This window comes from Actinomadura livida (assembly GCF_014648675.1).
Classification (GTDB): Bacteria; Actinomycetota; Actinomycetes; order Streptosporangiales; family Streptosporangiaceae; genus Spirillospora; species Spirillospora livida.
Genome location: NZ_BMRO01000004.1, coordinates 214,270 through 240,418, shown reverse-complemented (window position 1 = coordinate 240,418; position 26,149 = coordinate 214,270). Strand labels below are relative to the sequence as shown.

Genomic DNA, 26,149 nt, shown 5'->3' with positions numbered 1-26,149 from the left:
CGGTCGGAACGATCGCGGAGCCTCCTCACGTGAACGAGACGCTGGCCGACTACGCCGCACGTCATGGGCTGAGGCAAAGCGCGGCGCGCCCCCCGCTGCCCAAGTATCTGAAGAGTGTGTGGGCTCGGCGGAACTTCATCTGGGCGTTCGCGTCGGCGAAGAACGTCTCGAAGCACAGCGACTCCCGCCTCGGCCAGGTATGGCAGGTGCTGACGCCGCTGCTGAACGCGGCCGTCTACTACCTGATCTTCGGGCTGCTGCTGAAGCTGAGCCGCGGCGTGCCGGACTTCATCCCGTTCCTGGTGACCGGCGTGTTCCTGTTCGGCTTCACCCAGCGGTCCGTCACCTCCGGCTCCAAGTCGGTCGGCGACAACCTGTCGCTGATCCGGGCGCTGCACTTCCCGCGGGCGACGCTGCCGCTGGCGTACGCGGTCGTGGAGCTGCAGCAGCTGCTGGTGTCGCTGTTCGTGCTGTTCGCCATCATCCTGGCGTTCGGCGAGCCGCTCAGCTTCTACATGCTGCTGTTCGTCCCGATCCTGCTGCTCCAGCTGATATTCAACGTCGGCATCAGCATGGTCATGGCGCGGCTGGGCGCGTTCAACCGCGACATCACGCAGCTGCTGCCCTTCGTCATGCGGACGTGGCTGTACGCCTCCGGTGTCATCTTCAGCCTGCCGCAGCTCATGGAGCGCAGCGATCTGCTGAAGAACCACGCGTGGCTCGGCGCGCTGCTGGAGGCGAACCCCGCGTACGTGTTCCTGGAGCTGAGCCGGTACGTCCTGCTGGGCGAATACCGGGGATACGTGCAGTCGACCCTGGGCGTGACCTCCGTGACGCATCTGTGGCTGCTCGCGGTCGGCTGGAGCCTGGTCATGCTGATCGGGGGCTTCGTGTACTTCTACCGTGCCGAGGAGCGATATGGCCGTGGCTGACACCAAGGTGCGCGGCGCCATCGAGATCGACCCGAACCGGGAACCGATCGTGGTGGTGGACGACCTCCACATCGTCTACCGGGTGTTCGGCGCCGGCGGGAAGGGGAACGCCGCCAGCGCGCTCTCCCGGATCGTCCGGCGGCAGCACCGCCCCACGATGACCGAGGTCCACGCGATCAAGGGCCTGTCGTTCGTCGCCTACCGGGGCGAGGCCATCGGGATCATCGGCACCAACGGCTCCGGCAAGTCGACGCTGCTGAAGGCGATCGCGGGGCTGCTCCCCCCGCACAAGGGCGGCGTCTACACCGACGGCCAGCCGTCCCTGCTCGGCGTGAACGCGGCCCTGATGAAGGACCTCACCGGCGAGCGCAACATCGTCCTCGGCTGCCTGGCGATGGGCATGACCCCGGCCGAGACCAAGGCGAAGTACCAGGAGATCGTGAACTTCGCCGGACTCAAGGAGGGCTTCATCCAGTACCCCATGCGGACGTACTCGTCCGGCATGGGCGCCCGGCTCCGGTTCGCGATCGCCGCGGCCAAGACCCACGACGTGCTGCTGATCGACGAGGCGCTCGCCACCGGCGACGCCAAGTTCAAGAACAAGAGCAAGCGCCGGATCGAGGAGCTGCGCAAGGAGGCCGGCGCGGTGTTCCTCGTCGCCCACCAGCTCGACGTGGTCAAGGAGACCTGCGACCGCGTCATCTGGGTCGACGAGGGCCGGATGCACATGGACGGCGACCCGGAAGAGGTCATCGCCGCCTACACCGAGGCCACCGGCAAGTAAGGACCGAACCGGGTCAGGGCCCCCGAAACAGCGGGTCACTGGCCTGTAAGGCCCTGCGGGAGGGTGCCCATGGGGGCTCGGGGGCCGCCGGTACCCGTGAGACCACTGTGACGCGGAGTTACCGGATCGTCTCTGGTTGAAAAGCGAAAGTAGATCTACTTTCGAGGGAGAACCTCAGCGGCGAGGGAGGCTCCCATGGCCGACCGGCTCACCCCCGACTCCCCCCGAACCCCCGTCCCCCCGGGACTCGATGCCCTTCGAGGGGGGACGACCCCCCACTCCTCCCGGGCCGGCTCCGCCGGGCTCGACAGACGCGGATTCCTAGCTTCCAGCGCACTGGCGGCGGGTGCCTACGGGCTGCTGGCGGGATGCGCCAGCGAGTCCAGCGGACCGCAGGCGAAGGGCTCCGGCGAGGCCCCGAAGGAGGTGTTCACCTCCCCCGCGACGAAACTGAGCGGCTCCCTCAGCATCCTGATGTGGAGCCACTTCGTGCCCCGGCACGACACCTGGTTCGACAAGTTCGTCGCCGACTGGGGCAAGAAGGTCGGCGTCGACGTCCGCGTCGACCACGTCAACACGGTGGACGTCCCCCGGCGCGCCGCCTCCGAGATCCAGGCGAAGCGCGGGCACGACCTCATCCAGCACATCGCGCCGCTCTCGCAGTACGAGCCGTCCGTCCTGGACATGGCCGACGTGGTCCAGGAGGCGAACAAGCGGTGGGGGCAGCAGCAGGAGCTGTGCCGCAAGTCGAGCTACAACCCCAACACCGAGAAGTTCTACGCCTACTGCCCCGGCTGGACGCCCGACCCGGGCGACTTCCGCCGGTCGATGTGGCAGAAGGTCGGCATGCCGAACGGCCCGGCGAGCTGGGACGACCTGCTGCGCGGCGCCTCCGAGATCAAGAAGCAGACCGGGGTGCCGTGCGGCATCGGGCTCTCCCCCGAGACCGACTCGAACATGGCGGCGCGGGCGCTGCTGTGGTCGTTCGGCGGCTCCGTCCAGGACGAGAACGAGCAGGTCGCGATCAACTCCGACGCGACCATCGCGGCCGTGGAGTACATGACCCGGCTGTTCAAGGAGGCGGAGACCAGCGAGGTCTTCTCGTGGAACCCCGCGTCCAACAACCAGGCGCTCATCGCCGGCAAGTCGTCCTACATCCTGAACTCGATCTCGGCGTGGCGCACCGCGATGAGCACGAACCGCGAGATCGGCGACGACATCTTCTTCGTCCCCGCCCTGCGCGGCCCGAAGGCGGCGCTGGCGGCGCAGCACGTGATCCAGCAGTGGATCGTCCCGACGTACGCCGGCAACGCGGACGCGGCCAAGGAGTTCCTGCTGCACTACACGGCGAACTTCCCGGCCGTGACGTACCACTCCGAGATGTACGACCTGCCGGCGTGGCCGTCGCTCGTCCCGCAGCTGAACGGCTGGCTGGACGACGACCCGTGGGGCGCCAAGCCCGCGAACAAGCTGAGCTTCCTGAAGGACTCCGTCTCGTGGAGCGCCAACATCGGCTACCCGGGCCCGTCCAACCCGGCGGTCGGCGAGACCTTCAACACCCACGTCCTGCCGACGATGTTCGGCCGCGCCGCCCGCGGCCAGGCGTCCCCGAAGGACGCCGTCGCCGAGGCCGAGGAATCGATCAAGAAGATCTTCGACAACTGGCGCTCCCGCGGCCTCATAGGCGGCTGAGCCCGACCCCAAGCTCCCGGGAGGCACAGCCATGGAAACTGTCGAAGTGAAGGGGCTCGTCAAGGCGTTCGACGGGCATCTGCGGGCGCGGCGGGGGCGGTCGGAGCGGGTGCTGGCGCTGGACGGGGTGGACCTGGCGGCGGAGCCCGGGGAGTACCTGGTGCTGCTCGGTCCGTCCGGGTGCGGGAAGACGACCCTGCTGCGGACGATCGCGGGCCTGGAGCAGCCGACGGAGGGCGAGGTGCTGATCGGCGGGCACGTGGTGAACGGGCTCCCGCCGCGGGTCCGGCAGATCGCGATGGTGTTCCAGTCGTACGCGCTGTATCCGCACAAGACGGTGCTGGACAACATCGTCTTCCCGCTGCGCGCGGAGGGGATGGAGCGGGCGGAGCGGGAGAAGAAGGCGGCGTGGGCGGCGGAGCTGCTGGAGATCACGCCGCTGCTGCGCCGCAAGCCGCGGCAGCTGTCCGGCGGGGAGCGGCAGCGGGTCGCGCTGGCGCGGGCGCTGGTGCGCGACCCGGCGGTGTTCCTGCTGGACGAGCCGCTGTCCAACCTGGACGCGAAGATGCGCGCGACGGCGCGGGACGAGCTGAAGCGCTTCCAGGAGCGGGTCGGCACCACCACGATCTACGTGACGCACGACCAGGCGGAGGCGATGGGGCTCGGCGACCGCATCGCGGTGCTGGAGCACGGCCGGGTCCGGCAGGTCGGGACGCCGCAGGAGGTGTACGACGACCCGGCGGACACGTTCGTCGCGACGTTCATCGGGTCGCCGCCGATGAACCTGGTGAAGCGCGACGACCGCCTGGTGGGGTTCCGTCCCGAGCATCTGCTGCCCGCCGAGAACGTCACGTCCGAGCGGGTCACGATGCCGCTGCGGGTCGAGCGGATGGAGTACCTGTCAGGAGACCGGCACGTGTACGGGACGGTGACGGGCATCGGCGAGGAGACCCGGGTCATCGCGCGGCTGCCCGCCACGGTGGCGACGCCGCTGGCGGCCGGGGAGACGCACGAGTTCGCGGTGCCTGCCGACCGGTTCCGGTTCTTCGACGCCGCGGAGGGCGTCCGGACGGCCGCGGTGCCGATCGGAGGCGCCTCGTGACGGACGTGAAGACCGAGGCGGAGCCGGTCGAGGCGGGCGGGCGCCGGGAGCGGCCGAAGGTCGGGCTCGCCGACCGCGACGGGTTCCTCGCGTGGGTGATGCTGCTGCCGTCGGTCGTCTACATCATCGCGCTGGTCGGCATCCCGTTCCTGCTGGCGATCGCGTTCGCGTTCTCGGACGTGACGACCGGCGACCCGTCGTTCGACTTCGTCGGGTTCGCCAACTTCGGCGACGTGTTCGACGACCGGGTGTTCTGGCGCTCGCTGCGGAACACGCTGGTCTTCACCGTGATCAGCATGCTGCTGATCGTGGTGTTCGGGAAGATCCTCGCGAACATCCTCGTCGCCGACTTCCGCGGCAAGTGGTTCGTCCGGTTCCTGGTGCTGCTGCCGTGGACGACGCCGGTGGCGCTGTCGACGGTCTCCTGGCTGTGGTTCCTCGACTCGATCTTCTCGCCGGTCGACTGGGTGCTGCGCAACGTCGGGCTCATCGACGCGAACGTCGTGTGGCTCGGCCAGCCGGGCACGGCGATGGCGTCGGTGATCGCGGTGCACGTGTGGCGGCTGACGCCGCTGGCCGCGGTGATCGTGATGGCCGGGCTGATCGCCATCCCCAAGGACCTCGACGAGGCCGCGCGGATCGACGGGGCCGGGTTCTGGCGGCGGATGTTCGAGGTGACGATCCCGCTGACCATGCCGGTGATCGCGGTGGCGGCGCTGTTCGGCGCGATCCTGACGTTCACCGACATGACCGTCCCGTACGTGCTGACGCGGGGCGGCCCGACGCACTCGACCGACGTGCTGGCGTCGTGGGCGTACTTCCGCGGCATCGAGGGCGGCGACGTCGGCCAGGGCGCGGCGATCGCGCTGTTCCTGTTCCCGCTGCTGCTCGCGGCCGCGGTCGCGATCCTGCGCGCCGTCCGACGGCTGGAGGCACGATGACCACGACCGCGCCCGCCGGAAAGCCCGTCGGGAAGGTGCCCGCGGACGAGATGGAGCGGCTGCGGCGGCGGTACGGGCGCCGGCACGTCGCCGCCCGGTGCGGGGTGTACGGGGCGGCGGTCACCGCGGCGCTGCTGTGCGCGCTGCCGTTCCTGTGGAGCGTGATCAGCGCGTTCAAGCAGAACCAGGACCTGTACAACCCGGAGAGCAACCCGTTCTTCTTCAACATGCCGGCGACGCCCGACCACGTGACGTTCCTGTTCACCGACACGCCGTTCCTGACGTTCGTGGTCAACACGCTGATCGTCGGGGCGGCGGTGGTGGCGATCACGCTCGCGCTGGCGCTGCCCGCCGCGTACTCCCTCGCGCGCCTCGACCGGCCGTGGGGCACGCCGATGGGCATCGCGATCTTCATGGTGTACCTGGTGCCGCCGTCGCTGCTGTTCCTGTCGCTGACGCGCGTCGTGGTCGCGCTCCACCTGGAGAACACGCTCTGGTCGATGATCGTCGTGTATCCGACGATCACGGTCCCGGTGTCGGTGTGGCTGCTGATCGGCTTCCTCAAGGCCGTCCCGAAGGACGTCGAGGAGCAGGCCATGGTGGACGGCTACAGCCGCCTCGGCGCGTTCCTGCGGGCGGTGATGCCGCTGGTGTTCCCGGGGATCGTCGCGGTCGTGGTGTTCAGTTTCACGCTCACGTCCAGCGAGTTCGTGTACGCGCTGGCGTTCGTGTCGTCCAGCCCCGAGATGGTGATCAGCACCGGCGTGCCGACACAGCTGATCCGCGGGGACGTCTTCTTCTGGCAGTCCCTGCAGGCGTCCGCGGTGATCACGGCGGTCCCGATCGCGTTCCTGTTCAACCTGTTCCTCGACCGCTTCGTCACCGGCTTCACGATGGGCGCCGTCAAGACCTGACGCCTCCTGATAGGGATGAGGGTAGGAAGATCCCTGCAGAAACGTCCCGACTAGGAGGTCACCATGGCCGGCAAGCCGCCGCTTCCGCACGAGTACCTGCCCGAGGTCCCGTCGTTCACGGTCACCAGCGACGACGTCACCGAAGGCGAGCGTCTCCCGAACGGCCAGGTCTTCGACGACTGGGGGTTCAGCGGGGACAACGACTCCCCGCACCTGCGCTGGTCGGGCTTCCCGCCCGAGACCAAGAGCTTCGCGGTGACGTGCTTCGACCCGGACGCGCCCACCGGCAGCGGCTTCTGGCACTGGATCCTGTTCGACATCCCCGCGAACGTGACCGAGCTGCCCACCGGCGCCGGCTCCGAGGACTCCAAGGTCGGCGTCCACGCCCGCAGCGACTTCGGGATCAAGGCGTACGGCGGCGCCGCGCCGCCGCCCGGCGACCCGCACCGCTACGTGTTCACCGTCCACGCCCTGGACGTCGAGTCGCTCGGCCTCGACTCCGACACGATGCCGGCCGTCGTCGGCTTCAACATCACCGGCCACACCCTGGCCCGCGCCACGATCATCCCGGTCTACTGACGCGGCGTCCCGGGCGCCGGTGCCGGGTCACTCCGCACCGGCGTCTGGGACGATCATCGGGGTGCCGGTCACCGGGTCGGGGACTATTACGCAGGACAGGTCGAACACCTCCTTGATCAGGGCGGTGTCGACGATGTCGGCGGGGGCGCCCGCGGCGACGACGCGGCCGTCGCGCATCGCGATGAGGTGGTCGGCGAAGCGGCACGCCTGGTTGATGTCGTGCAGGACGGCGATGATCGTCCGGCCTTCGTCGCGGAGCCGGGCCAGCAGGGTGAGCAGCTGGTACTGGTGGGTGATGTCGAGGAAGGTGGTGGGCTCGTCCAGCAGCAGGTAGGACGTCTCCTGCGCGAGGACCATCGCGACCCAGACGCGCTGCCGCTGCCCGCCGGACAGGCTCTCCACCGTCCGCTCGGCCAGCTCGGTGACGCCGGCCGCCTTCATCGCCGCCGCCACCGCGCGCTCGTCCTCCCGCGACCAGGTGGACAGCAGCGTCTGGTGCGGGTACCGGCCGCGGGCGACAAGCTGCCGCACCGCGATGTTCTCCGGCGCGACCAGCCCCTGCGGCAGGAACCCGATCTCGCGGGCGATGGCCTTCGGCCGGTAGTCGCGGACGTCGCGGCCGTCGAAGCGCACCCGCCCGGCCGCGGGCGCCAGCAGCCGGGCGAAGGAGCGCAGCAGCGTCGACTTGCCGCAGGCGTTGGCGCCGACGACGGCGGTGAACGCCCGGTCGGGGACGTCGACGGTCAGGTCCGCCGACACCACCCGGTCGCCGTAGGCGAGGGTGACGTCGTCGGCGGTGAGGCGTCCGTTCACGGCTTCCTCATCTCCATGGTCAGCAGCCAGGTGAGGTAGGCGCCGCCGATCACCGTCGTGACCACCCCGACGGGCAGCTGGACGGGGGCGAGCACCGTCTGGGCGGCGAGGTCGGCGGCCAGCAGGAGCAGCGCCCCGGTCAGCGCGGCGGGCAGCGCGGGCGTCCCGGCGGCGCCGGCGAGACGGCGGCCGATCTGCGGCGCGGCGAGCGCGACGAACACGATCGGCCCGGTCGCGGACGTGACGGTGGCGGTGAGGCCCACGCCCGTGATGATGACCAGCAGCCGGTACCGCTTCAGCGCCACCCCGGACGTCGCGGCCACCTCGTCGCCGAGCGCGGCCTGGCCCATGGTGCGCGACAGGGCGGCGAGCAGCAGCCCCAGCGCGGCGATGATGAGGAACGGTACGCGGACCTCGGCCCAGTCCAGGCCGTTCAGGGAGCCCGCGCTCCATCCGGTGGCGGCGATCGCCACGTCCAGCTGGGCGCGCAGCACGATCCAGTTGTTGACCGCGGTCATCATCGCGTTCACCGCGATCCCGATCACGATGAGCCGCAGGCCGCTGAGCCCGGACCGCAGCGACAGCACGTAGACGACGGCGGCCGCGGCGAGCCCGCCGGTGAGCGAACCCGCGGCGAGCCCGGCCGCCGTCCCGCCGAACACGGTGATCGCGATCAGCACGCCGGTGTAGGCGCCGGCGTCCAGGCCGATCACGTCGGGGCTGCCGAGCGCGTTGCGGGTCACGTTCTGGAAGACCGCGCCGGCGGCGCCGAGGGCCGCGCCGAAGACCAGCGCCGCGGTCACCCGGGGCAGCCGCCACTCCTGGACGATCAGCGCCGCGTCCCCCTGCCCGGCGAGCGCCGCCAGGACCTCGCCGGGCGGGTCCCAGGAGTCGCCGCGGCAGAGCGCGGCGAAGGCGAGCAGGAGCGCGGCGGCGACCAGCGCGAGCGACGCAACGGCCGTCCGCCGCTCGACCAGCGCGGACAGCCGTCCCGCGCGCAGTACCAGGGCGCTCACAGCTCCACCGCCCCGTACCGCCGGACGACCCAGATCAGCGCGGGGCCGCCGAGGAACGCGGTGACGACGGCCACGGGCACCTCGCCGGTCGGCAGCAGTACCCGCGCCCCGATGTCGGAGACGAGCATCAGGATGGGGCCGAGCAGCATCGTGTAGCCCATCAGCCACGGGATCGACCCGCGCGCGGCGTGCCGCGCCAGGTGCGGGACGATCAGCCCCACGAACGCGATCGGCCCCGCGACGGCGGTCGCGGCCCCGGCCAGGACGGTGACGAGCGCGAGCACCGCCACCCTCGTCCGGGCGACGCGGGCGCCGAGCGCATGCGCGACGTCCTCGCCGAGCGCGATCCCCGACAGGGGGCGGGTCGCCAGCAGCGCGCCGGCGAGGGCGAGGACGATCGCGAGCAGCGGCACCTCGAACGGCGTCTGCTCCCGCCCGGCGAGCGACCCGACCGACCAGAACCGGAACCGGTCCAGGACGTCCGGGTACAGCAGCCGCAGCGCGAGCGACATCCCCGACAGCACGAACGTGAAGGCGACGCCGGCGAGGACGAGCCGCAGCGGGACGGTCCGGCCGACGCCGTAGACCACCAGCGAGGCGACCACCGCGCCGACCAGCGCGAGCCCGAGCTGGGCGGTCTGCGACCCGGCGATCCCGAGCACCGTGCCGACGGTGATCGCGAACCCGGCGCCGGAGGTCACGCCGAGGATGCCGGGTTCGGCGAGGGGGTTGCGGGTCAGCGTCTGGATGAGCGTGCCCGCTGTGCCGAGGGCCGCGCCCACGCAGATGGCGAGGATCGTCCGCGGCACCCGGATGTCGCGGACGATCACGTGCTCGTTCGTCCCCGCGTAGCCGGTCAGCGCCCGCCACACCTCCTGCGGCGGCGTGCGGCCCGCCCCGACGGCCAGGCTCGCGCCCGCGCAGACCGCCAGGAGCAGGACGGCGCCCGCCAGGAGCACGACCCGCCGGTCCAGGCCGGGCCGGGGGGACGCGGAAGGAGCGGAGCCCGCCTCCGCCAGGCCGCGCCCCGCCGTTCCGGGCGCCGGATCAGTCGTCCTCAAGCCCCGCCACTCCGCGCTTCCAGTAGCCGGTGAACAGCGCGTCCAGCCGCCCCTCGCCCTTGAGCTCGCGGGCCCAGGCGCGCAGCGGCTTGATCGCCCCCGCCTCCCCGGCGGCGAACAGGAACGTGCGGCCCGCGGGCGGGTCGAGCGCCCGGACGGCGTCCGCCAGCGGGGACCGCTCGCCGTCCCGGACGAGCCAGGTGACCTCCACCCCGTCGCGGGCCGCGAGCGGGTAGGCGTGGTCGGCGGCGTCCCCGGTCTCGATGACCAGCCGGGCGGACACGTCCTGCGGGGACTCCTCCAGCCACCGCGCCGCGGCGGGCAGCGCGGTGGCGTCGACCGCGAACAGGTAGTGGTCGTAGTTGTGCGGGAACGCCTTGGCGCCGGGCGGGCCGGCGACCGCGACCTCGTCCCCCGGCCGGGCGGCCGCCGCCCAGTCCGAGGCGAGCCCGCCCGGGTGCAGGACGAAGTCGAGGTCGAGTTCGCGGGCCTCGGCGTCGAAGCGGCGGATCGTGTACTTGCGGGCGGGCGGCAGCGGCCTCGGCCAGTCCAGTTCGAGGTCGGCGTTGACGACCGGGAGGCGGCGGGCGCCGTCCGCGTCCGGGAAGACGATCTTCACGTGGTCGTCGGCCTGGTAGGTGTGGAACCCGTCCAGCTCCGGCCCGCCCACGGTCAGCCGCAGGATGCTGCGCGTGATCTGCTCGCGGCGCACCACCCGGACGGTGCGGATGCCGATCGGGTACCCGATGCGGCGGACGCCCGTGCCCGTCCGGTGGTGCTCCAGGACCCGGCCGCGCGGATCCCGCCGGTCGATGCTCACCGGTGCCCCGCTCACTGCCCGAGCAGCGGCGCGAGCGCCTTGTCGACCTCGTCCAGCGTCCGCATCGCCGACTCGTAGGTCGCCGCCTCGGTGTAGCGGACGGGGTATGCCTTGCCGTCCTTGACGGCCGGCAGGTTCTTCCACAGCTTGGAGTCGAGCACGTACTTCACCTCCGCGGCGGGCTTGCCGTCGGCCTCGACCGTGTAGGTGATGGCGTCGGCGTCCCCGAGGCTCTTGGGCAGTTCCTCGATGGAGGGGTACTCGCTGACGTCCTCGGCGCCGCCGCCCTTCTCCTTGACCTCGCCGTAGTAGGCGACGCCCATGTCCTGGGCGATGTTGGTCCCCCACGAGCCCGCGAACTCGCGCATGAACGTCCCGGCGGAGATGTCGCCGTAGGCGCCGACATGCCCGAACTTCACGCCTGCCAGGGCGTCCTGGTATTTGGCCTTGAGGTCCGCGGCCTTCTTCTCGTACGCGGCCTTCGCCGTCGCGAGCTCGCCGCTCTGGCCGGCGGCGTCGGCCTGCCGCTGCGAGAGCTCGCGCCACGCCGACGGCAGCGTCGGCCCGATGACCGCGACCGGGGCGATCGATTCGAGGCGCTTCAGGTCGAGGTCGGCGAGGGCGGGCTTCGGGACGCCGATGACGATGAGGTCCGGGTCGGCCTTGGCGACGGCCTCGTAGTTGGTGTCGGCGGCCCGCTCCCCCGCGACCTTGGTGAGGCCGTCGTACGTCTTGCGGTCGTCCTCGCTCATCAGCGGCAGGCCGCGCTTCCAGGACGAGATCCCGACCAGCTTCGCCTTGGCCTCGATGAGGACCGGCACGGCGTATCCGGTCGCGACGACCCGCTGCGGCTCGACGGGGATCGTGACCTTGCCGTTGTCGGCCTCGAAGACCCGCGTCTCGGCGGAGCCGCCGGACGCGGAGTCCGAGCCGGATCCGCAGGCGGTGGCGAGGACGAGCGCGGCGGCCACCGCGCCGGCGAGTCTCCAGGGCTTGCGAGAGTGCATGGTCGTGTTTCCTTCAGGGTGTTGCAGGGACGCTCGGGGGCCGGCACCCCGCTGACATGGGCCGACGCCTGGTTAGGTTAGCCTTACTTAAATCGCGCCCATATCGCTGGGAGGACATCCTGTGCCGGTCACACGACACCTCTGGGACGATCCCGAGTCGTGCGAGGAGTACGGCTACGGCCTCGGCGCACCCGACGGGATCCTCGTGCTCAAGTACCGCTCCTCGGGCGGCCTGGCGTTCGGCGAGAACCGCGAGGACTTCCTGCACCAGCTCTACTGGTCACCGGACGGCATCCTCGCGACGCTGTACGGGTCGGCTACCACGTTCCTCGGTCCGGGCGAGGCGTTCTGGGTGATGCGCGCCGTCAGCCACGACGTGCGCGCGGGCGACCGGCAGACCGTCTACCGGATCTGCCTGCGCGAGGCACCGGCCGCCCTGAACGGCCTCCGCGCGGGCCCGGCGACCATCGACGCCGAGGCAGCGCGGCTGATCGAGACGATCGCCCGCCGCGGCTGCGACGAGGCGACCGCGCTCGCCGCCCGCCGCCGCATCCTGAGCGGCCTCGGGGCACCGACCGCCCCCGCGCCCCCGGCGCACGTCCACGGGACGGGCCTGGCGCTGTCCGTCGCCCGCGCCCTTTCCCACGACCCCGCCGACCCGACCCGACTGGACGAGTGGGCCGAGCGGCTGCGGGTGAGCACCAAGACGCTCCAGCGCGACTTCGTCCGCGAGTTCGGCATGCCCTACACCCAGTGGCGGACCCGCCTCCGCCTGCGCGCCGCCCGCGTCCTCCTGGACTCCCACCCCGTCACCAAGGTCGCCCACCAGGTCGGCTACGCCAGCGCCTCCGCCTTCATCACGGCCTTCACAAAGGAATACGGCCAGACCCCCGGAAGAATCAGCACTAGCCCAGGGGGAACCCCCGCTCCGCACGACGAGCCGTTTCCCGATCCGCTCCGCGTCTCGTGAAACGGCCCGCTTTGTTACCCAGGGGGCGACCCCCTGGAACCCCCGCTCCGCACGACGAGCCGTTTCCCGATCCGCTCCGCGTCTCGTGAAACGGCCCGCCGTGCGGCGGGTCGTCCTACTTCTGCCAGGGGAAGCGGTCGGTGAAGGCCGGCTTCAGGTCGTCCAGCCAGACCGCGTTCGGGTCGTACTGGGCGTAGAAGGGCTTGCCCACCAGGTCGGCGTCGCGGCACTGGATGAGGTGGAGCGCGAACGCCTTCTCACCGGCCAGGTCCACGACGCCGTCCACGCAGACCTTGCCCGGGGTGGCGGACATGGACGGTCCGCGGACGGTGCGGGCGAGGCCGGAGACGTTCTTGTAGGCGTCCCGGAAGATCTCGTACGCGTCGGCGAGCGGGACGGCGAAGTAGTCCTGCGGGCCCGTGTCGCGCTCGACGAACATGTAGTACGGGATCAGGCCCATCCGGGTCTGGGTGCGCCACATGCTCTCCCAGTCGGCGGCGCTGTCGTTGATCGTCCGGATCAGCGGCGCCTGGGTGCGGATGACCGCGCCGGTGTCGCGGATGCGGCGGCACGCCTCGGCGACCATGAGCGGTTCGAGCTCGCGCGGGTGGGAGAAGTGCGCCATGAACGCCAGGTTCTTGCCCGACGCCACGACCTGCTCGAACATGCGGAGCATGTCGTCGGCGTCCGGGTCGGTGACGAACTTCTGCGGCCAGTACGCGAGGGACTTGGTGCCGATGCGGATCGACTCGAGCTGGTCGAGTTCGAGCAGCGGCTCGATGTAGCGGCGCAGCACGGTCTCGCCCATGATCATGGCGTCCCCGCCGGTGAACAGCACGCTGGTCACCTCGGGGTGCGAGACGATGTAGTCGCGCAGGGCGGTGACGTCGTCGCCCGCCATCTTGAGGTCGGCCTCGCCGACGAACTGCGCCCAGCGGAAGCAGTACGTGCAGTACGCGTGGCAGGTCTGCCCCTGCTTCGGGAAGTACAGGACGGTCTCGTCGTACTTGTGCTGCATCCCGGGGATCTTGCCGTCGCCGAAGCTCGGGATGTTGAGCTCCATCTGCCCGGCGGGGTGCGGGTTCAGCTTCATCCGCACGCGGTGGGCGGCGGCCTCGATCTCGGCCTTGGGCGCCTCGCGGCGCAGGAGGTCGGACAGGTGCGCGACGTCCTCGGGCGGGAGCATGTCCTCCTGCGGGAACACCAGCCGGTAGATCGGGTCGTCGGGCGCTGCCGACCAGTCGATGAGCTCCTCGATGACGTACGCGTTCGTCCGGAACGGCAGGACCGTGGCCACCGCCCGGGTCGCGAGGCGCTGCGCGGGCGACAGCCCCGCACGAGCGGTCAGCTCGTCGAGGTGCTTCGCCGTGAAGGCGCGGAACTTGCGACCAGTGGACCGCACTGCCGGCGCCGCGTCGTTCACCAGTGTCACGTGTTGGTACTCCTTGCTGTCAGCGGGGAAGCGCACCCCCCGGGTGCGTCGTCACGGACGGTGATCAGAAGTTCGTGGGACACCCCCATTCAACCGTTTAGGACGTGTTCCTACCGAATTGATACCCCCTAGCCGGTCGGAAAAAAGCTGGTCAAGGACGATCCAGACAAATCGCCTGGACATCATCGTTGACTTTTCGCCGCTTGTACAACGACTACGGCACGTCAACATCTTCGTTCGGCGAAGGGCAAGGTTGCGCAGCGGTCACCGGCGCGGACGCTGCCAGGGGTTTCGCGGGCGCGCAGCCGTGTCGGCCGCGGCCGCGGCGGTCGGAAATACTGGGCGCGGCGGGACGGGACGGGGCGGTCGAGGGGGCGCGATGGGCGAGATCGTGAACGTGGGGCGCGAGCAGGTGCACGCCGTGGAGTCCGGGCCGGTGGACGGCGTCCCGCTGCTGCTGACCTCCGGCCTCGGCGGCGCCTGGTTCGACTGGGACCCGACGGCCGCCCTGCTGCGGGAGCGGTACCGGGTGACGGTGTTCGACCGTCCCGGACTCGGCCTCAGCCCCGCCGGGGTCGCCCCGCCCACGCTGCGCCGCGACGCCGCGATCCTGGAGGCGCTGGCCGAGCGGGCCGGGCGGCCGGTGGTCGTCCTCGCGCACTCGATGGCCGCGTTCCACGCCGAGGCGCTGGCCAGGCTGCGGCCCGATCTCGTGCGGGGGACGGTGCTCGTCGACCCGAGCCACGAGCCCGAAGCGCGTGCGGCCGTCCGCCCGGCGGCGGTGCTGACCCCGCTGGCCACGGCGGCCGGTGTCCTGCTCGGCGCGACCCGGCTCGCGCGGGCCGCCGGGCCGTCCGGGCGGCGGCTGGCCCTCCGGGGGACGAGCCGCCGCGAGGACGCCGTCCCCGCGGACGTCATCCGCTCGGTCTACGGGCGCGGGACGGTCATCGGGACGGTGCTCGCGGAGGAACTGGCCTACCGGGAGGCGGCCGCCGACCTGGCGCGGCTGCGCGAGCGGCGGCCGTTCCCGCCCGTCCCGCTCGTGGTCGTGACGGCGCTGGGCGACGTGTCGGGGGCCGGCAGGAAGCGGGAGTGGGCGCGGGGGCACGCGCGGCTCGCCGCGATGAGCCCGCTCGGGCGGCAGGTCGTGCTCCCGGACGCCCTCCACATGGTGCCGCTCGACCGTCCCGGCGTGCTCGCCGACGCGGTCGCCGGCGCGGTCGCCGGCGTGTGCGGCGCCGAGGTCGCGGAGCGCGAAGGCGCGTGACTCGCGGACCGGCAACGAATCCGCATACGAAACGAAAAGATCAATCACCCGGTGCATACGCCCTCGCACTGTCGGTGACTACACCTGTGTGGAGATGACTCAAACGGTCCGGCAACTCGGCCGTAAGAAGATCCTGATCCTGGGGGCCGCCGCCGCGCTCCTGGTGCTGGCACTGGTGGGCGGCGCCGTCGCGTACCTGGTGTTCCGCGGCGAGGAGCTGACGTACCAGACCCAGGCGGCGATGCGGAAGGCGCTGCCGGTGACGGCCGCCGCCGAGCTGCACGAGCACGGCGTCAAGCTCGCCGAGCCGCTGAAGTGCGCGGACCTGCCCGGCGCGACGCAGGACGAGCTGCGGGTGTCCTGCGCCGGGACGACCTCGGACAAGAAGCCGGTCGCGGTCTTCGGCAGCGGCGACCGGGAGACGGCCGAGAGCCACTACACGATCCTCGTCGCCGGGAAGCCCGTGGTGGAGAACGCGCCGTGCCTGGGCGCCGACTGCCACGGTGAGGAGGGCTAGCCCGGAGGGTGACGATCACCACTCCGGCCGGGTGCCGTCAAGACGGGTGAAAGAACGTCCTACGATGCGATGAGCTGCGTTCTTGCGGCGCACCGCGTTCTTCCACCCTTCTGGAGCGGCCATGACCGGCGATGGCGAGCCGCCGCGCCCCGCGACGCCTCGCCGCGGGACGGCGCCCCGCCCGCTGCCCATCGCGGTGGACACCATGGGCGGCGACCACGCCCCGGAGGAGATCGTCGCCGGTGCGGTGGCCGCGGTCCGCGACCACGACGTCCGCCTCGTGCTGGTCGGGCAGGCGTGGCGGATCCGGCGCGAGCTGGACCTGTACGGCATGGTCGGCAAGATCCCGATCGTGCACGCCGACGAGGCCCTCGACATGGGCGAGGGCGCGCTGGCGAGCTGGCGCAAGCCCCGCTCGTCCATCGCGATCGCCTGCCATCTGATCAAGCAGGGCCGGGCGTCGGCGCTGGTGTCGGCGGGCAGCACCGCAGGGGTCGTGGCGACGTCGCGGCTGCGGCTGAAGGGGCAGCAGGGCGTGCTGCGCCCGGCGATCGCGGTGACGCTGCCGACGCGGCCGCGTCCCACGATCATGCTGGACGCGGGCGCCACCACGGACGTCAAGCCGGAGGGCCTCGTCCAGTTCGCCGCGCTCGGCACCGCCTACGCGCAGATCCTGCTGGGCCTCGAACGCCCGACCGTCGGGCTCCTGACGATCGGCACCGAACCGGCCAAGGGCAACAAGACGACCAGGCGCGCCCACGAGCTGCTCACCACCGGCAGCCACGGCATGGAGTTCACGGGCAACGTCGAGGGCCACGACCTCCTGACGGGCAAGGTCGACGTCGTCGTCACCGACGGGTTCACCGGCAACGTCGCGCTCAAGACCATGGAGGGCACGATCCGGACGGCGTTCGCGGAGGTCCGCGACGCGATGACGTCCACTCCGGCCGCGCGGATGGGCGCCCTCCTGCAGCGCCGCCGCTTCCAGGACCTCCGCGACCGCCTCGACCCCGACACCTACGGCGGCGGCGTCCTGCTCGGCCTGAACGGGACGGTCGTCATCGCGCACGGCGCGTCCCGGGCCCGCGCCGTCACGTCGGCGTGCGACCTCGCGCACCGGCTCGCCGCCGGGCGGATCGTGGAGCGGATCCGCGAGCAGGTCGCGCTGACCCGCACGTCGCGGTTCGGGCGCTGGACGCACGGCGACCGGGACGGCACCGACCGGCAGCCGGACCGCACCCCGGAGGACGTCCCGCGCCTGCCGGAGGCGCGGCCCGCCGCCGACACCGTGCCCGACCGCAAGGAGCCGCCCGCCGCGCCGTAGCCCGCGCGGCGGAAAACCGGGTCCGGGCGGCGGCCGGGCGCCGATAACCTTGGCACATGTCCGATCCGCAACTCGTACTCGCCGCCCGGGTCCAGGCCGCGCTCAGCGCCGCCTTCGGACCGTCGTACGCGGACACCGACCCGGTCATCCGGCCGTCGCAGTTCGCCGACCTTCAGGCCAACGTGGCGCTGCCGCTGGCCAAGAAGCTGGGCCGCAAGCCGCGAGACGTGGCCCAGGAGATCGTCGCGAACCTCGACACCGCCGGTGTCGTGGCGGACGTCCAGGTCAGCGGGCCGGGCTTCATCAACCTGACGCTGAGCGACGCGTGGATCGCCGGCGAGGCGCAGCGGACGCTGGAGGACGAGCGGCTCGCCGTCCCCACCGCGGAGAAGCCGCAGAAGGTCGTCGTCGAGTACTCCTCCCCGAACGTGGCGAAGGAGATGCACGTCGGGCACCTGCGGACCACGATCGTCGGGGACGCCATCGCGCGGATCCTGGACTTCCTCGGCCACGACGTCGTCCGCGACAACCACGTCGGCGACTGGGGCACCCCGTTCGGCATGCTGATCGAGCACCTGCTCGACCTCGGCGAGGAGGCCGCCGCGCGGGGCGACTCGTCCGTCAGCGACCTGACCGCGTTCTACCAGGCCGCGCGGGAGAAGTTCGACGGCGATCCCGAGTTCGCCGACCGGTCCCGTACGCGGGTCGTCAAGCTCCAGGCGGGCGACCCGGAGACGCTGCGGCTGTGGCAGGTCCTCGTGGACGTGTCCAAGCAGTACTTCAACGACGTCTACGGGCGGCTCGGCGTCACGCTCACCGACGACGACATCAGGGGCGAGAGCTTCTACAACGACCTGCTCGCCCCCACCGCCCGGGAGCTGGAGGACAAGGGCATCGCGGTGATCAGCGACGGGGCGCTGTGCGCGTTCCCGCCCGGCTTCACCGGCCGCGAGGGCGAGCCGCTGCCCGTGATCATCCGCAAGAGCGACGGCGGCTACAACTACTCCACCACCGACCTCGCGACGATCCGGTACCGGGTCGACACCGAGCACGTCGACCGGATGGTCTACGTGGTGGGCGCGCCGCAGTCGCTGCACTTCCAGATGGTGTTCGCCGTGTCGCGGATGGCCGGCTGGCTGGACGACGAGGTCAAGGCGGAGCACGCCCAGATCGGCAACGTCCTCGGCACCGACGGCAAGATCCTGCGGACCCGCGCGGGCGGCACCGTCAAGCTCTCCGAACTGCTGGACGAGGCGGTCGAGCGGGCCGGCGCCGTGTTCGACGGGATCCAGCACGACGAGCCCTTCGACGACGCCACCCGGGAGGCGATCGTCCGGGACGTCGCCATGGGCGCGGTGAAGTACGCCGACCTGTCGGTCGCCCGCGACAGCGAGTACATCTTCGACTTCGACCGGATGATCTCGTTCAACGGCAAGACCGGCCCGTACCTGCAGTACGCGGCGGCGCGGATCCGGTCGATCTTCCGCAAGGGCGGGCTCGCGCCGGAGGACGCCACGGGCCCGATCGTCGTCGGCCACCCCGCCGAGCGGGCGCTGGCGCTGGAACTGCTCGGCTTCGGCGCCGTCCTCAAGCAGGCGGGCGACACCGCCGAGCCGCACCGCCTGGCGAGCTACATCTACGCGGTCGCGGACGCCTACACGACGTTCTACGAGAACTGCCCCGTCCTGAAGGCCCCGGACGACGAGACCAGGGCCTCCCGCCTGGCCCTGTGCGCCGCGACCCTCCGCACGCTGGTGACCGGCCTGTCCCTCCTGGGCGTCCCCACCCCCACACGCATGTGACGCTCAGCCGGGGGTTCCAGGGGCGGCCCCTTGGGCGGACACGGCTCCGGAGCGCTCTTTGGTGACCTGTTCCCGGACGGCCGGGACGATCTCCAGCGCGAACTCCGCGAGCTGCTCTGGAGCACCGGCGTACAGGAACGTGTCGACGCCGTGGCCGACGGCCAGTTCGGTGAGTTCGTAGATCCACTGGCGGGACGGGCCGTGCAGGAAGCCGCGGCTGCCCTGTCCGTCGATCGCGCCTTCCAGGACGTAGCCGCGGCGGATGTCGGCGGGGTCGCGGCCCGCGGCGGCCGCGGCGGCGTCGAGGCGCAGCTGCCCGTCGGCGAGCCGTTTCGGCGGGACGAGCGACGACGGCGCGAGCCAGCCGTCGGCGACGCGCCCCGCGAGGTCGATGCCGCGCGGGCCCGTGACGCCGAGCCAGATGCCGATCTGGTGCGCCGGCGCGGGGCCGCCCTGCACGGTCGTGAAGCGGTAGTGGTCGCCGTGGAGGCGCAGCCCGTTCTGGTCGCTCCAGTGCAGCCGGATGACCTGCACGGCCTCTTCGAGGGCGCGGCGGGCCGCGGCGGCGCCGAGCCGCCCGCCCCCGTACGCCTCGACGCCGTCCCAGGCCGTGCCCGCGCCGAGGCCGAGCTCGACGCGGCCGCCGCTGAGCCGGTCCATCGTCGCGATGGCCTTGGCCAGCACGGCGGGCGGGCGCAGCGGCAGGCACGCCACCGCGGGCAGCACCCGGATGCGGGACGTGACGGCCAGCACCGCCGCCATCAGCGCCGGCGCGTCCGCGGTGTCGCGGCGGTACGGCTGGTCGCGGACGCCGAGGAGGTCGAGGCCGAACCGGTCGGCGTCCTGCGCGGTGCGGATCAGCGGCGCGGCCATGTCCGGGGCGAGGGACACGCCGAACCGCAGCGGCCCGCGCCGCCGCCTCGCCGGGGTCATTGCAGGTAGCCTTCGACCTCGTCCGGCGGCCGGACCCGCTCGCCGCCGGGGTCGCCGCCGGCCTCCAGCCGGGCCCGGCGGCGGCGCAGCAGGTCCCAGCACTGGTCCAGCGCGACCTCGAGCGCCTCCAGCCGCCGGTGCTCCTCCTCGCGTCCCAGCTCGTCGCGCCGGTAGCGCTCGCGGAGCCGCTGCTCCTCGCCGACGTACTCGTCGATGCGCGCCAGGACGTCCCGCTCGTCCAGCGGCCCGTCAGCGGCCACGGTCGCCGGTTCCGGTGAGCCCGCTGAGGAACCCGCCGCTGGTCCGCGTCGAGTGCTGGAGCGGGCCGGTCTTCGGCTCCACGAGCGAGGACGCCGCCGGCCTCGCCCCGGACGCGGCGGGCTTCGCGGCGGTGCCCGACGACTTCGACCTGGTCGCCGCGGACGACTTCGACGCGCCGGTCCGGGCCGAGGCCGCCGACCTGGACCCGCCGCTCGCGGCGGACGTCCGGCGGGTCGTGCCCGATGCCGACGCCGCCTCCTTCTTCGCGGTGCTCTTCTTGGCGGCGGTCTTGGCGCCCGTGCTCTTCGTCGCCGTGCTCTTCGTGCCGGTGCTCTTCGCGGCCGTGCTCTTGGTGCCCGTGCTCTTGGTGCCCGTGCTCTTGGTGCCCGTGCTCCTCGTGCTCGTGCTCTTGGCGGCCGTGCTCTTCGTGCCCGTGCTCTTCGAGTTCGCCGGCCCGGCCGTCGTGGTGATGGCCTTCGCGGCCGCGTCCATCGCCTTCGCGGCGTCGGCCATCGCCTTGGTCGCGCTGGTCATCGCCTTCGTCATCGCCGTCATGGCCTTGGCGGACGAGGACGCCTTGGTCGCCAGCGACTTCATCTGCGTCGCGGCCGTCTTGGCCTCGCTCGCCGCCTTCGTGACCCGGGTCGCGGCCGCCGACGCCGACGCCGACGTCCGGCCGGACGAGGCCGGCTTCTTCGCCGTGCCGTTCTTCGCGGCCGCCGATCGGCTCGCCGCGGTCTTCGAGCTCGCCGTGGTCTTCGAGTTCGCCGTGGTCTTCGAGTTCGCCGTGGTCTTCGAGTTCGACCTGGCCGCCGACGTGCTCTTCGCCGCCGGTTTCCTCGCCGTGGTGGACTTTTTCGCAGACGCGGTCTTCGCGGTCTTGGTAGGCACTGATCTCCCCCCAGTGATGATCAGCCGAGGGGAGGTCTATTCCACCGAAAGCGACCTTCTACACACGCAGCGTCATCCGAGATCAGACGCCCACGGGATGCCAGACGGTCTTGGTCTCCAGGAACGCGGTCAGCCGGGCGGTTCCCGGCTCCGCGGTCCAGGCGGCGCCGTCCGGGCGCAGGACGCGCTTGAGGTTCCCCGCGGCGCGCTCCTCCAGGTCCGGGACGTCCCCGGGCGCCGCCCCGGTGAGGTCGACGGCGTTGACGTCCATGTGGTCGGCGAGCCACGGCGCGAGTTCGGCGCGGTGCCCGGTCAGGACGTTGACCACGCCGCCGGGCAGGTCGGACGTGGCCAGCACCTCGGCCAGCGTGATCGCCGGCAGGGGCGCCGGTTCGGACGCGACCACGACGGCGGTGTTCCCGGACACGATCACCGGGGCCACCACCGACACGAGGCCGAGCAGCGGCGAGTCGGGCGCGACGACGGCGACGACGCCGGTCGGCTCGGGCGTGGAGAAGTTGAAGAACGGGCCGGACACCGGGTTCGCCGAGCCGGCGACCGCGGTGATCTTGTCGGCCCAGCCCGCGTACCAGACCCACCGGTCGACGGCGGCGTCCGCCTCGGCGGCGGCCTGCGACTTGCTGAGGCCCGTCTGGCGGAGTTCGGCCACGAACTGGTCGCGCCGCCCTTCGAGCATCTCGGCGACGCGGTAGAGGATCTGGCCGCGGTTGTAGGCGGTCCGGCCCGACCAGCCGGGGAACGCCTTGCGGGCCGCGGAGACCGCGTCGCGGGCGTCCTTGCGGGACGCGCGGGACGCGTTGGCGACGAAACGGTCCTTGGCATCGGTGACCACGTACGACCTGCCGGATTCGGAACGGGGGAACGCACCGCCGATGAACAGCTTGTAGGTCTTGCGCACGGCGAGACGCTCGGATCCTGTCTTGTCAGGCACTGAGGTAGCCCTCCAGTCCGTGGCGTCCGCCCTCGCGGCCGAACCCCGATTCCTTGTAGCCGCCGAACGGGGAGGCCGGATCGAACTTGTTGAAGGTGTTGGCCCAGACCACGCCGGCGCGGAGCCGCTGCGCCGTCCAGAGGATCTGCGAGCCCTTCTCCGTCCAGATCCCGGCGGAGAGCCCGTAGGGCGTGTTGTTGGCCTTGGTCACGGCCTCCTCCGGCGTCCGGAACGTCAGCACCGAGAGGACGGGCCCGAAGATCTCCTCCCGCGCGATCCGGTGCGACTGCGCGACGTCGGTGAAGACCGTGGGCGCGAACCAGAACCCCTGGGCGGGCAGTTCGCAGGGCGGCGACCAGCGCGCCGCGCCCTCCCGCTCGCCCGCGTCGGACAGCTCCCGGATCTTGGCGAGCTGCGCGGCGGAGTTGATCGCGCCGACGTCGGTGTTCTTGTCGAGCGGGTCCCCGATCCGCAGCGTCGCCATCCGGGCCTTCAGCCGCTCCAGCAGCTCCCCGGCGACCGACTCCTGGACCAGCAGCCGCGACCCCGCGCAGCACACGTGGCCCTGGTTGAAGAAGATGCCGTTCACGATGCCCTCGACGGCCTGGTCGAGCGCGGCGTCGTCGAACACGATGTTGGCGGCCTTGCCCCCGAGTTCCAGGGTGAGCTTCTTCCGCGTCCCGGCGACGACCCGGGCGATCTGCCGCCCGACCTCGGTCGAGCCGGTGAAGGCGACCTTGTCGATCCCGTCGTGCGCGACGAGCGCGCGGCCGGTCTCCCCCGCGCCGGTGACGATGTTGACGACGCCCGGCGGCAGCTCGGCCTGGCGGCAGATGTCGGCGAACAGCAGCGCCGTCAGCGGGGTCGTCTCGGCGGGCTTGAGCACGACGGTGTTGCCGCAGGCCAGCGCGGGGGCGATCTTCCAGGCCAGCATCAGCAGCGGGAAGTTCCAGGGGATCACCTGGCCCGCCACGCCCAGGGGTTTCGGGTCGTCCCCGAACCCGGCGTGCCGCAGCTTGTCGGCCCAACCGGCGTAGTAGAAGAAGTGCGCGGCGACCAGCGGCAGGTCCACGTCCCGCGACTCGCGGATCGGCTTGCCGTTGTCGATCGACTCCAGCACCGCCAGCTCCCGCGAGCGCTCCTGGACGATCCGGGCGATCCGGTACAGGTACTTGGCGCGCTCGCGCCCCGGCATCGGCCCCCACACCTCGTCGAACGCGCGGCGGGCGGCCTTGACGGCGCGGTCGACGTCCGCCTCGTCCGCGCAGGCGACGTCGGCGAGGACGGTCTCGTCGGCGGGGTTGATCGTCTTGAACGGCTCGCCGTGCCCGTCGGTGAACTCGCCGTCGACGAACAGCCCGTAGGAGCCGCGGATGTCGACGACGGAGCGGGACTCGGGCGCGGGCGCGTACTCGAAGATGTTCTCGGAAGCCATCGCTCAGTCCAGGGTGAAGTAGTCGGGACCGGAGTACACCCCGGTGGCCAGCTTGCGGCGCTGCATCAGCAGGTCGTTCAGCACGCTGGACGCCCCGAGCCGGAACCATTCGGGCGTCAGCCAGTCCGGCCCGGCGGTCTCGTTCACCAGCACCAGGTACTTGATCGCGTCCTTGGTGGTGCGGATCCCGCCCGCCGGCTTGACGCCGACCTGCCGTCCCGTGGCCGCCCGGAAGTCGCGGACCGCCTCCAGCATCACCAGCGTCACCGGGAGCGTCGCCGCGGGCGACACCTTCCCGGTGGAGGTCTTGATGAAGTCCGCGCCGGCCCGCATCGCGAGCCACGAGGCGCGCCGCACGTTGTCGAGCGTGGCCAGTTCCCCGGTCTCCAGGATCACCTTCAGGTGCGCGTCGCCGCAGGTCTCCTTGACCGCGACGATCTCCTCGAAGACCTTGGTGTAGTCGCCGGACAGGAACGCGCCCCGGTCGATCACCATGTCGATCTCCGCCGCGCCCGCGGCGACCGCCGCGCGGGTGTCGGCGAGCTTCGCCTCCAGCGGCGCCCGCCCCGACGGGAACGAGGTCGCCACGCTCGCGACGCCGATGCCCGTCCCCTCCAGCGCCCGGACGGCGACGCCGACCAGGTCGGAGTAGACGCACACCGCCGCCACCCGCGGCACCGACGCGTCGGCCGGGTCCGGATGCGCGGCCTTGGCGCACAGCGCCCGCACCTTCCCGGCGGTGTCCGCGCCTTCCAGCGTGGTCAGGTCCACCATCGAGATCGCCAGGTCGATCGCCGCGGCCTTGGCCGTCGTCTTGATCGACCGGGTCGCCAGGCGCGCGGCCCGCTCCTCGGCGCCGACCCGGTCCACGCCCGGCAGCCCGTGCAGTTGGGCGCGCAACTCGGCGGCGCCGCTAAGAGTCTCCGTTGACACGCCCCCAGCATCGCCGAACTACGCCCCAGGCACAAAACGCCCACCAATCCGTTTCCAGGTTGACATCGGGGAGTACCAGATGCCTAAAGTACTAGCATCCTAGTTAAATGGAGGTGCCGGTGATCGAGTTCCATCTGGACTCCGGGTCCGGGGTGTCGCCCTACATGCAGCTCGTCCGGCAGGTGAAGCACGCGCTGCGGCTCGGTCTGCTGCGGGTGGGCGACCAGCTCCCCACCGTCAAGGACGTGGTGGCGCAGCTCGCGATCAACCCGAACACCGTGCTCAAGGCTTACCGGGAGCTGGAGCACGAGGGCCTCGTCGCGCCGCGTCCGGGCGTGGGGACGTTCGTGACGCGGACGCTGGCCGGCGACTCGCTCGCCGCGCACGGCCCGCTCCGCAAGGACCTGCAGCGCTGGCTGGCCAAGGCACGGCTCGCCGGGCTGGACGACGAGAGCATCGAGGCGCTGTTCATGACGACCTTTCGGTCCGCCGCACAGGAGGACATAGCTTGACTTCCTCCCGCGCCCTAAAGGCGGGGATTTCCGACCGTTGCCGGTTGGGTTTCCTGCTTCATTGCCGACTGCCCCGCTCGGGAGGACTCCCGTCGAGGTCTGACATCGGCTCCACAGGCCGACACCGCCAGCCCGGCGGCCACGATGTTGCGTGCGGCGTTGACGTCCCGGTCGTGCCGGGAACCGCACCCGCCGCACTCCCACTCCCGCACATCCAGCGGCATGCCCTCGCGGACGATCCCGCACCGCGAGCACGTCTTGGAGGAGGGCAACCACCGGTCGACCACCACCAGGTCGCGGCCGTACCAGCCGGCCTTGTACTCCAGCATCATCCGCAACTGCCGCCACGCCGCATCCGAGATCGCACGCGCCAGGCCGTGGTTACCGACCATCCCTGCGACGTTGAGGTTCTCGATCACGACCACTTGGTTCTCGTGGACGAGCCGAGTCGACAGCTTGTGCAGAAAATCCCGCCGCCGGTCGGCGATACGGGCATGGATCCGCGCCACCCGGATGCGGGCCTTGTCCCGGTTGGCCGACCCGGGGGCCTTGCGGGACAGATCCCGCTGTGCCCTGGCCAGACGTTCACGGTCGCGGCGCTCATGCCGAGGGTTGGTGATCTTCTCCCCGGTCGACAGGGTCACCAGCGAGGTGATCCCGACGTCCACGCCCACGGCCGCCTTAACCGGGGCCAGGGGCGCGATGATGTCGGTGCACAGGATCGAGCAGAACCAACGGCCCGCCCCGTCCCGGGAGATGGTCACCGTGGACGGCTGCGCCCCGTCCGGCAGCGGACGCGACCACACGATCGCCAGCGGCTCGGACATCCTGGCCAGCGTCAGCTCGCCGTCGCGCCACCGAAACGCCGAGCGGGTGTATTCCGCCGACGCCCGCGACTTCTTACGGGCCTTGAACCGCGGATACCTCGCACGACCGGCGAAGAAGTTGGTGAACGCGGTCTGCAGGTGCCGCAGTACCTGCTGCAACGGCACCGACGACACCTCGTTCAAGAACCCCAGCTCGTCGGTCTTCTTCCACGCCGTCAACGCGGCCGAGGACTGCACATACGAAATGCGCCGCTGCTCGGTGCGCCAGGCGCGGGTGCGTTCGGCCAGCGCCTTGTTGTAGACCAGCCGGACACAACCGAACGTGCGGGCCAGTTCGGCCGCCTGCTCGCCTGTGGGGTGGAAGCGGTACCGGAAAGCCCGCTTCACCTGCCGCGCCATACCCGGCAACCTAGCGATACGGGTATGCGGCCG

The 26,149-nt window shown here is 71.6% G+C and carries 26 protein-coding genes; 13 read left to right on the top strand and 13 right to left on the bottom strand.

From position 1 onward, the window contains the following. Positions 1–29 precede the first annotated feature (29 nt). From IEZ03_RS10805 to IEZ03_RS10775, 7 genes are all read left to right on the top strand, one after another. Positions 30–932 (top strand): ABC transporter permease, encoded by a 903-nt coding sequence (locus tag IEZ03_RS10805; RefSeq protein ID WP_229808200.1) that lies wholly within the window; start codon positions 30–32, stop codon positions 930–932. Then, the gene (locus IEZ03_RS10800) at positions 919–1,716 is read left to right on the top strand and encodes an ABC transporter ATP-binding protein (protein ID WP_184888632.1); all 798 of its coding nucleotides are present in this window, start codon (positions 919–921) and stop codon (positions 1,714–1,716) included. The genes IEZ03_RS10805 and IEZ03_RS10800 overlap by 14 nt, the downstream gene beginning before the upstream one ends. A gap of 195 nt (positions 1,717–1,911) precedes the next feature. Next, positions 1,912–3,408, top strand: coding sequence for an ABC transporter substrate-binding protein (locus tag IEZ03_RS10795; RefSeq protein WP_184888635.1), 1,497 nt, complete (start codon positions 1,912–1,914; stop codon positions 3,406–3,408). A gap of 31 nt (positions 3,409–3,439) precedes the next feature. Further along, positions 3,440–4,510 (top strand): ABC transporter ATP-binding protein, encoded by a 1,071-nt coding sequence (locus tag IEZ03_RS10790; RefSeq protein WP_184888637.1) that lies wholly within the window; start codon positions 3,440–3,442, stop codon positions 4,508–4,510. Continuing rightward, positions 4,507–5,451, top strand: coding sequence for a carbohydrate ABC transporter permease (locus IEZ03_RS10785; RefSeq protein WP_221480886.1), 945 nt, complete (start codon positions 4,507–4,509; stop codon positions 5,449–5,451). The genes IEZ03_RS10790 and IEZ03_RS10785 overlap by 4 nt, the downstream gene beginning before the upstream one ends. After that, the gene (locus IEZ03_RS10780) at positions 5,448–6,365 is read left to right on the top strand and encodes a carbohydrate ABC transporter permease (RefSeq protein WP_184888639.1); all 918 of its coding nucleotides are present in this window, start codon (positions 5,448–5,450) and stop codon (positions 6,363–6,365) included. The genes IEZ03_RS10785 and IEZ03_RS10780 overlap by 4 nt, the downstream gene beginning before the upstream one ends. 63 nt (positions 6,366–6,428) lie before the next feature. Continuing rightward, positions 6,429–6,944: a YbhB/YbcL family Raf kinase inhibitor-like protein gene (locus IEZ03_RS10775; protein ID WP_184888641.1), complete on the top strand. Its 516-nt coding sequence runs from the start codon at positions 6,429–6,431 to the stop codon at positions 6,942–6,944. Positions 6,945–6,971: 27 nt separating this feature from the next. Here IEZ03_RS10775 and IEZ03_RS10770 read toward each other — a convergent pair whose 3' ends face one another. The 5 genes from IEZ03_RS10770 to IEZ03_RS10750 are packed head-to-tail and all read right to left on the bottom strand — an operon-like array spanning position 6,972 to position 11,661. Next, on the bottom strand, positions 6,972–7,757 hold the full coding sequence (locus IEZ03_RS10770) for an ABC transporter ATP-binding protein (RefSeq protein ID WP_184888643.1): 786 nt from the start codon (positions 7,755–7,757) through the stop codon (positions 6,972–6,974). Further along, complete coding sequence (locus IEZ03_RS10765; RefSeq protein ID WP_184888645.1) at positions 7,754–8,773, bottom strand: FecCD family ABC transporter permease; 1,020 nt, start codon at positions 8,771–8,773, stop codon at positions 7,754–7,756. The genes IEZ03_RS10770 and IEZ03_RS10765 overlap by 4 nt, the downstream gene beginning before the upstream one ends. After that, positions 8,770–9,834, bottom strand: a complete 1,065-nt coding sequence (locus IEZ03_RS10760) for a FecCD family ABC transporter permease (RefSeq protein WP_229808199.1) — start codon at positions 9,832–9,834, stop codon at positions 8,770–8,772. The genes IEZ03_RS10765 and IEZ03_RS10760 overlap by 4 nt, the downstream gene beginning before the upstream one ends. Further along, positions 9,821–10,654 carry a siderophore-interacting protein gene (locus tag IEZ03_RS10755; protein ID WP_184888647.1) on the bottom strand — a complete coding sequence of 278 codons (834 nt, stop codon included), beginning with the start codon at positions 10,652–10,654 and terminating at the stop codon, positions 9,821–9,823. Before IEZ03_RS10755 ends, IEZ03_RS10760 begins: the two co-directional genes overlap by 14 nt. 11 nt (positions 10,655–10,665) lie before the next feature. Then, positions 10,666–11,661, bottom strand: a complete 996-nt coding sequence (locus IEZ03_RS10750; protein ID WP_184888649.1) for an ABC transporter substrate-binding protein — start codon at positions 11,659–11,661, stop codon at positions 10,666–10,668. A 121-nt stretch (positions 11,662–11,782) separates the two neighbouring features. Between IEZ03_RS10750 and IEZ03_RS10745 the strand changes: the two genes are divergently transcribed. After that, positions 11,783–12,631, top strand: a complete 849-nt coding sequence (locus IEZ03_RS10745; RefSeq protein ID WP_184888651.1) for a helix-turn-helix transcriptional regulator — start codon at positions 11,783–11,785, stop codon at positions 12,629–12,631. Between the two features lie 115 nt (positions 12,632–12,746). Here the strand turns inward: IEZ03_RS10745 and IEZ03_RS10740 are convergent, their stop codons facing one another. Further along, positions 12,747–14,063: a KamA family radical SAM protein gene (locus IEZ03_RS10740; protein WP_184888653.1), complete on the bottom strand. Its 1,317-nt coding sequence runs from the start codon at positions 14,061–14,063 to the stop codon at positions 12,747–12,749. A 379-nt stretch (positions 14,064–14,442) separates the two neighbouring features. Between IEZ03_RS10740 and IEZ03_RS10735 the strand changes: the two genes are divergently transcribed. The 4 genes from IEZ03_RS10735 (at position 14,443) to argS (ending at position 18,973) form a co-directional block, all read left to right on the top strand. Further along, complete coding sequence (locus IEZ03_RS10735; RefSeq protein ID WP_184888655.1) at positions 14,443–15,330, top strand: alpha/beta fold hydrolase; 888 nt, start codon at positions 14,443–14,445, stop codon at positions 15,328–15,330. A gap of 94 nt (positions 15,331–15,424) precedes the next feature. After that, the gene (locus IEZ03_RS10730) at positions 15,425–15,847 is read left to right on the top strand and encodes a hypothetical protein (RefSeq protein WP_184888657.1); all 423 of its coding nucleotides are present in this window, start codon (positions 15,425–15,427) and stop codon (positions 15,845–15,847) included. A gap of 121 nt (positions 15,848–15,968) precedes the next feature. Further along, positions 15,969–17,171, top strand: a complete 1,203-nt coding sequence (gene plsX / locus IEZ03_RS10725) for a phosphate acyltransferase PlsX (protein WP_184888659.1) — start codon at positions 15,969–15,971, stop codon at positions 17,169–17,171. A 56-nt stretch (positions 17,172–17,227) separates the two neighbouring features. Next, positions 17,228–18,973, top strand: coding sequence for an arginine--tRNA ligase (gene argS / locus IEZ03_RS10720; protein ID WP_184888661.1), 1,746 nt, complete (start codon positions 17,228–17,230; stop codon positions 18,971–18,973). A gap of 3 nt (positions 18,974–18,976) precedes the next feature. Here the strand turns inward: argS and IEZ03_RS10715 are convergent, their stop codons facing one another. The 6 genes from IEZ03_RS10715 to deoC form a co-directional block, all read right to left on the bottom strand. Then, entirely contained in the window at positions 18,977–19,906 is a 930-nt protein-coding gene (locus IEZ03_RS10715) for an LLM class flavin-dependent oxidoreductase (RefSeq protein ID WP_184888663.1), read from the bottom strand. After that, positions 19,903–20,166 (bottom strand): DUF2630 family protein, encoded by a 264-nt coding sequence (locus IEZ03_RS10710; RefSeq protein ID WP_229808198.1) that lies wholly within the window; start codon positions 20,164–20,166, stop codon positions 19,903–19,905. The genes IEZ03_RS10715 and IEZ03_RS10710 overlap by 4 nt, the downstream gene beginning before the upstream one ends. Next, positions 20,156–21,058, bottom strand: a complete 903-nt coding sequence (locus IEZ03_RS10705) for a hypothetical protein (RefSeq protein WP_184888665.1) — start codon at positions 21,056–21,058, stop codon at positions 20,156–20,158. The genes IEZ03_RS10710 and IEZ03_RS10705 overlap by 11 nt, the downstream gene beginning before the upstream one ends. 82 nt (positions 21,059–21,140) lie before the next feature. Beyond that, positions 21,141–22,010: an aldehyde dehydrogenase family protein gene (locus IEZ03_RS10700; RefSeq protein ID WP_184888667.1), complete on the bottom strand. Its 870-nt coding sequence runs from the start codon at positions 22,008–22,010 to the stop codon at positions 21,141–21,143. Next, positions 22,003–23,445: an aldehyde dehydrogenase family protein gene (locus IEZ03_RS10695; RefSeq protein ID WP_221480887.1), complete on the bottom strand. Its 1,443-nt coding sequence runs from the start codon at positions 23,443–23,445 to the stop codon at positions 22,003–22,005. The genes IEZ03_RS10700 and IEZ03_RS10695 overlap by 8 nt, the downstream gene beginning before the upstream one ends. A gap of 3 nt (positions 23,446–23,448) precedes the next feature. Beyond that, complete coding sequence (gene deoC / locus IEZ03_RS10690; RefSeq protein ID WP_184888669.1) at positions 23,449–24,378, bottom strand: deoxyribose-phosphate aldolase; 930 nt, start codon at positions 24,376–24,378, stop codon at positions 23,449–23,451. 107 nt (positions 24,379–24,485) lie between these two features. Here deoC and IEZ03_RS10685 point away from each other — a divergent pair, with 107 nt between their 5' ends. Further along, the gene (locus tag IEZ03_RS10685) at positions 24,486–24,890 is read left to right on the top strand and encodes a GntR family transcriptional regulator (RefSeq protein WP_132044376.1); all 405 of its coding nucleotides are present in this window, start codon (positions 24,486–24,488) and stop codon (positions 24,888–24,890) included. Positions 24,891–24,904: 14 nt separating this feature from the next. Here IEZ03_RS10685 and IEZ03_RS10680 read toward each other — a convergent pair whose 3' ends face one another. After that, positions 24,905–26,116: an RNA-guided endonuclease InsQ/TnpB family protein gene (locus IEZ03_RS10680; protein WP_184888672.1), complete on the bottom strand. Its 1,212-nt coding sequence runs from the start codon at positions 26,114–26,116 to the stop codon at positions 24,905–24,907. Between the last annotated feature and the right edge of the window lie 33 nt (positions 26,117–26,149).

Excerpts from the sequence above, each read along its gene's own strand:
- IEZ03_RS10800 (WP_184888632.1), top strand. The coding sequence starts at position 919 with ATGGCCGTGGCTGACACCAAGGTGCGCGGCGCCATCGAGATCGACCCG.
- IEZ03_RS10795 (WP_184888635.1), top strand. The coding sequence starts at position 1,912 with ATGGCCGACCGGCTCACCCCCGACTCCCCCCGAACCCCCGTCCCCCCG.
- IEZ03_RS10790 (WP_184888637.1), top strand. The coding sequence starts at position 3,440 with ATGGAAACTGTCGAAGTGAAGGGGCTCGTCAAGGCGTTCGACGGGCAT.
- IEZ03_RS10780 (WP_184888639.1), top strand. The coding sequence starts at position 5,448 with ATGACCACGACCGCGCCCGCCGGAAAGCCCGTCGGGAAGGTGCCCGCG.
- IEZ03_RS10775 (WP_184888641.1), top strand. The coding sequence starts at position 6,429 with ATGGCCGGCAAGCCGCCGCTTCCGCACGAGTACCTGCCCGAGGTCCCG.
- IEZ03_RS10750 (WP_184888649.1), bottom strand. The coding sequence starts at position 11,661 with ATGCACTCTCGCAAGCCCTGGAGACTCGCCGGCGCGGTGGCCGCCGCG.
- IEZ03_RS10735 (WP_184888655.1), top strand. The coding sequence starts at position 14,443 with ATGGGCGAGATCGTGAACGTGGGGCGCGAGCAGGTGCACGCCGTGGAG.
- IEZ03_RS10730 (WP_184888657.1), top strand. The coding sequence starts at position 15,425 with ATGACTCAAACGGTCCGGCAACTCGGCCGTAAGAAGATCCTGATCCTG.
- plsX (WP_184888659.1), top strand. The coding sequence starts at position 15,969 with ATGACCGGCGATGGCGAGCCGCCGCGCCCCGCGACGCCTCGCCGCGGG.
- argS (WP_184888661.1), top strand. The coding sequence starts at position 17,228 with ATGTCCGATCCGCAACTCGTACTCGCCGCCCGGGTCCAGGCCGCGCTC.
- IEZ03_RS10715 (WP_184888663.1), bottom strand. The coding sequence starts at position 19,906 with ATGACCCCGGCGAGGCGGCGGCGCGGGCCGCTGCGGTTCGGCGTGTCC.
- IEZ03_RS10695 (WP_221480887.1), bottom strand. The coding sequence starts at position 23,445 with ATGGCTTCCGAGAACATCTTCGAGTACGCGCCCGCGCCCGAGTCCCGC.
- IEZ03_RS10685 (WP_132044376.1), top strand. The coding sequence starts at position 24,486 with ATGGAGGTGCCGGTGATCGAGTTCCATCTGGACTCCGGGTCCGGGGTG.
- IEZ03_RS10680 (WP_184888672.1), bottom strand. The coding sequence starts at position 26,116 with ATGGCGCGGCAGGTGAAGCGGGCTTTCCGGTACCGCTTCCACCCCACA.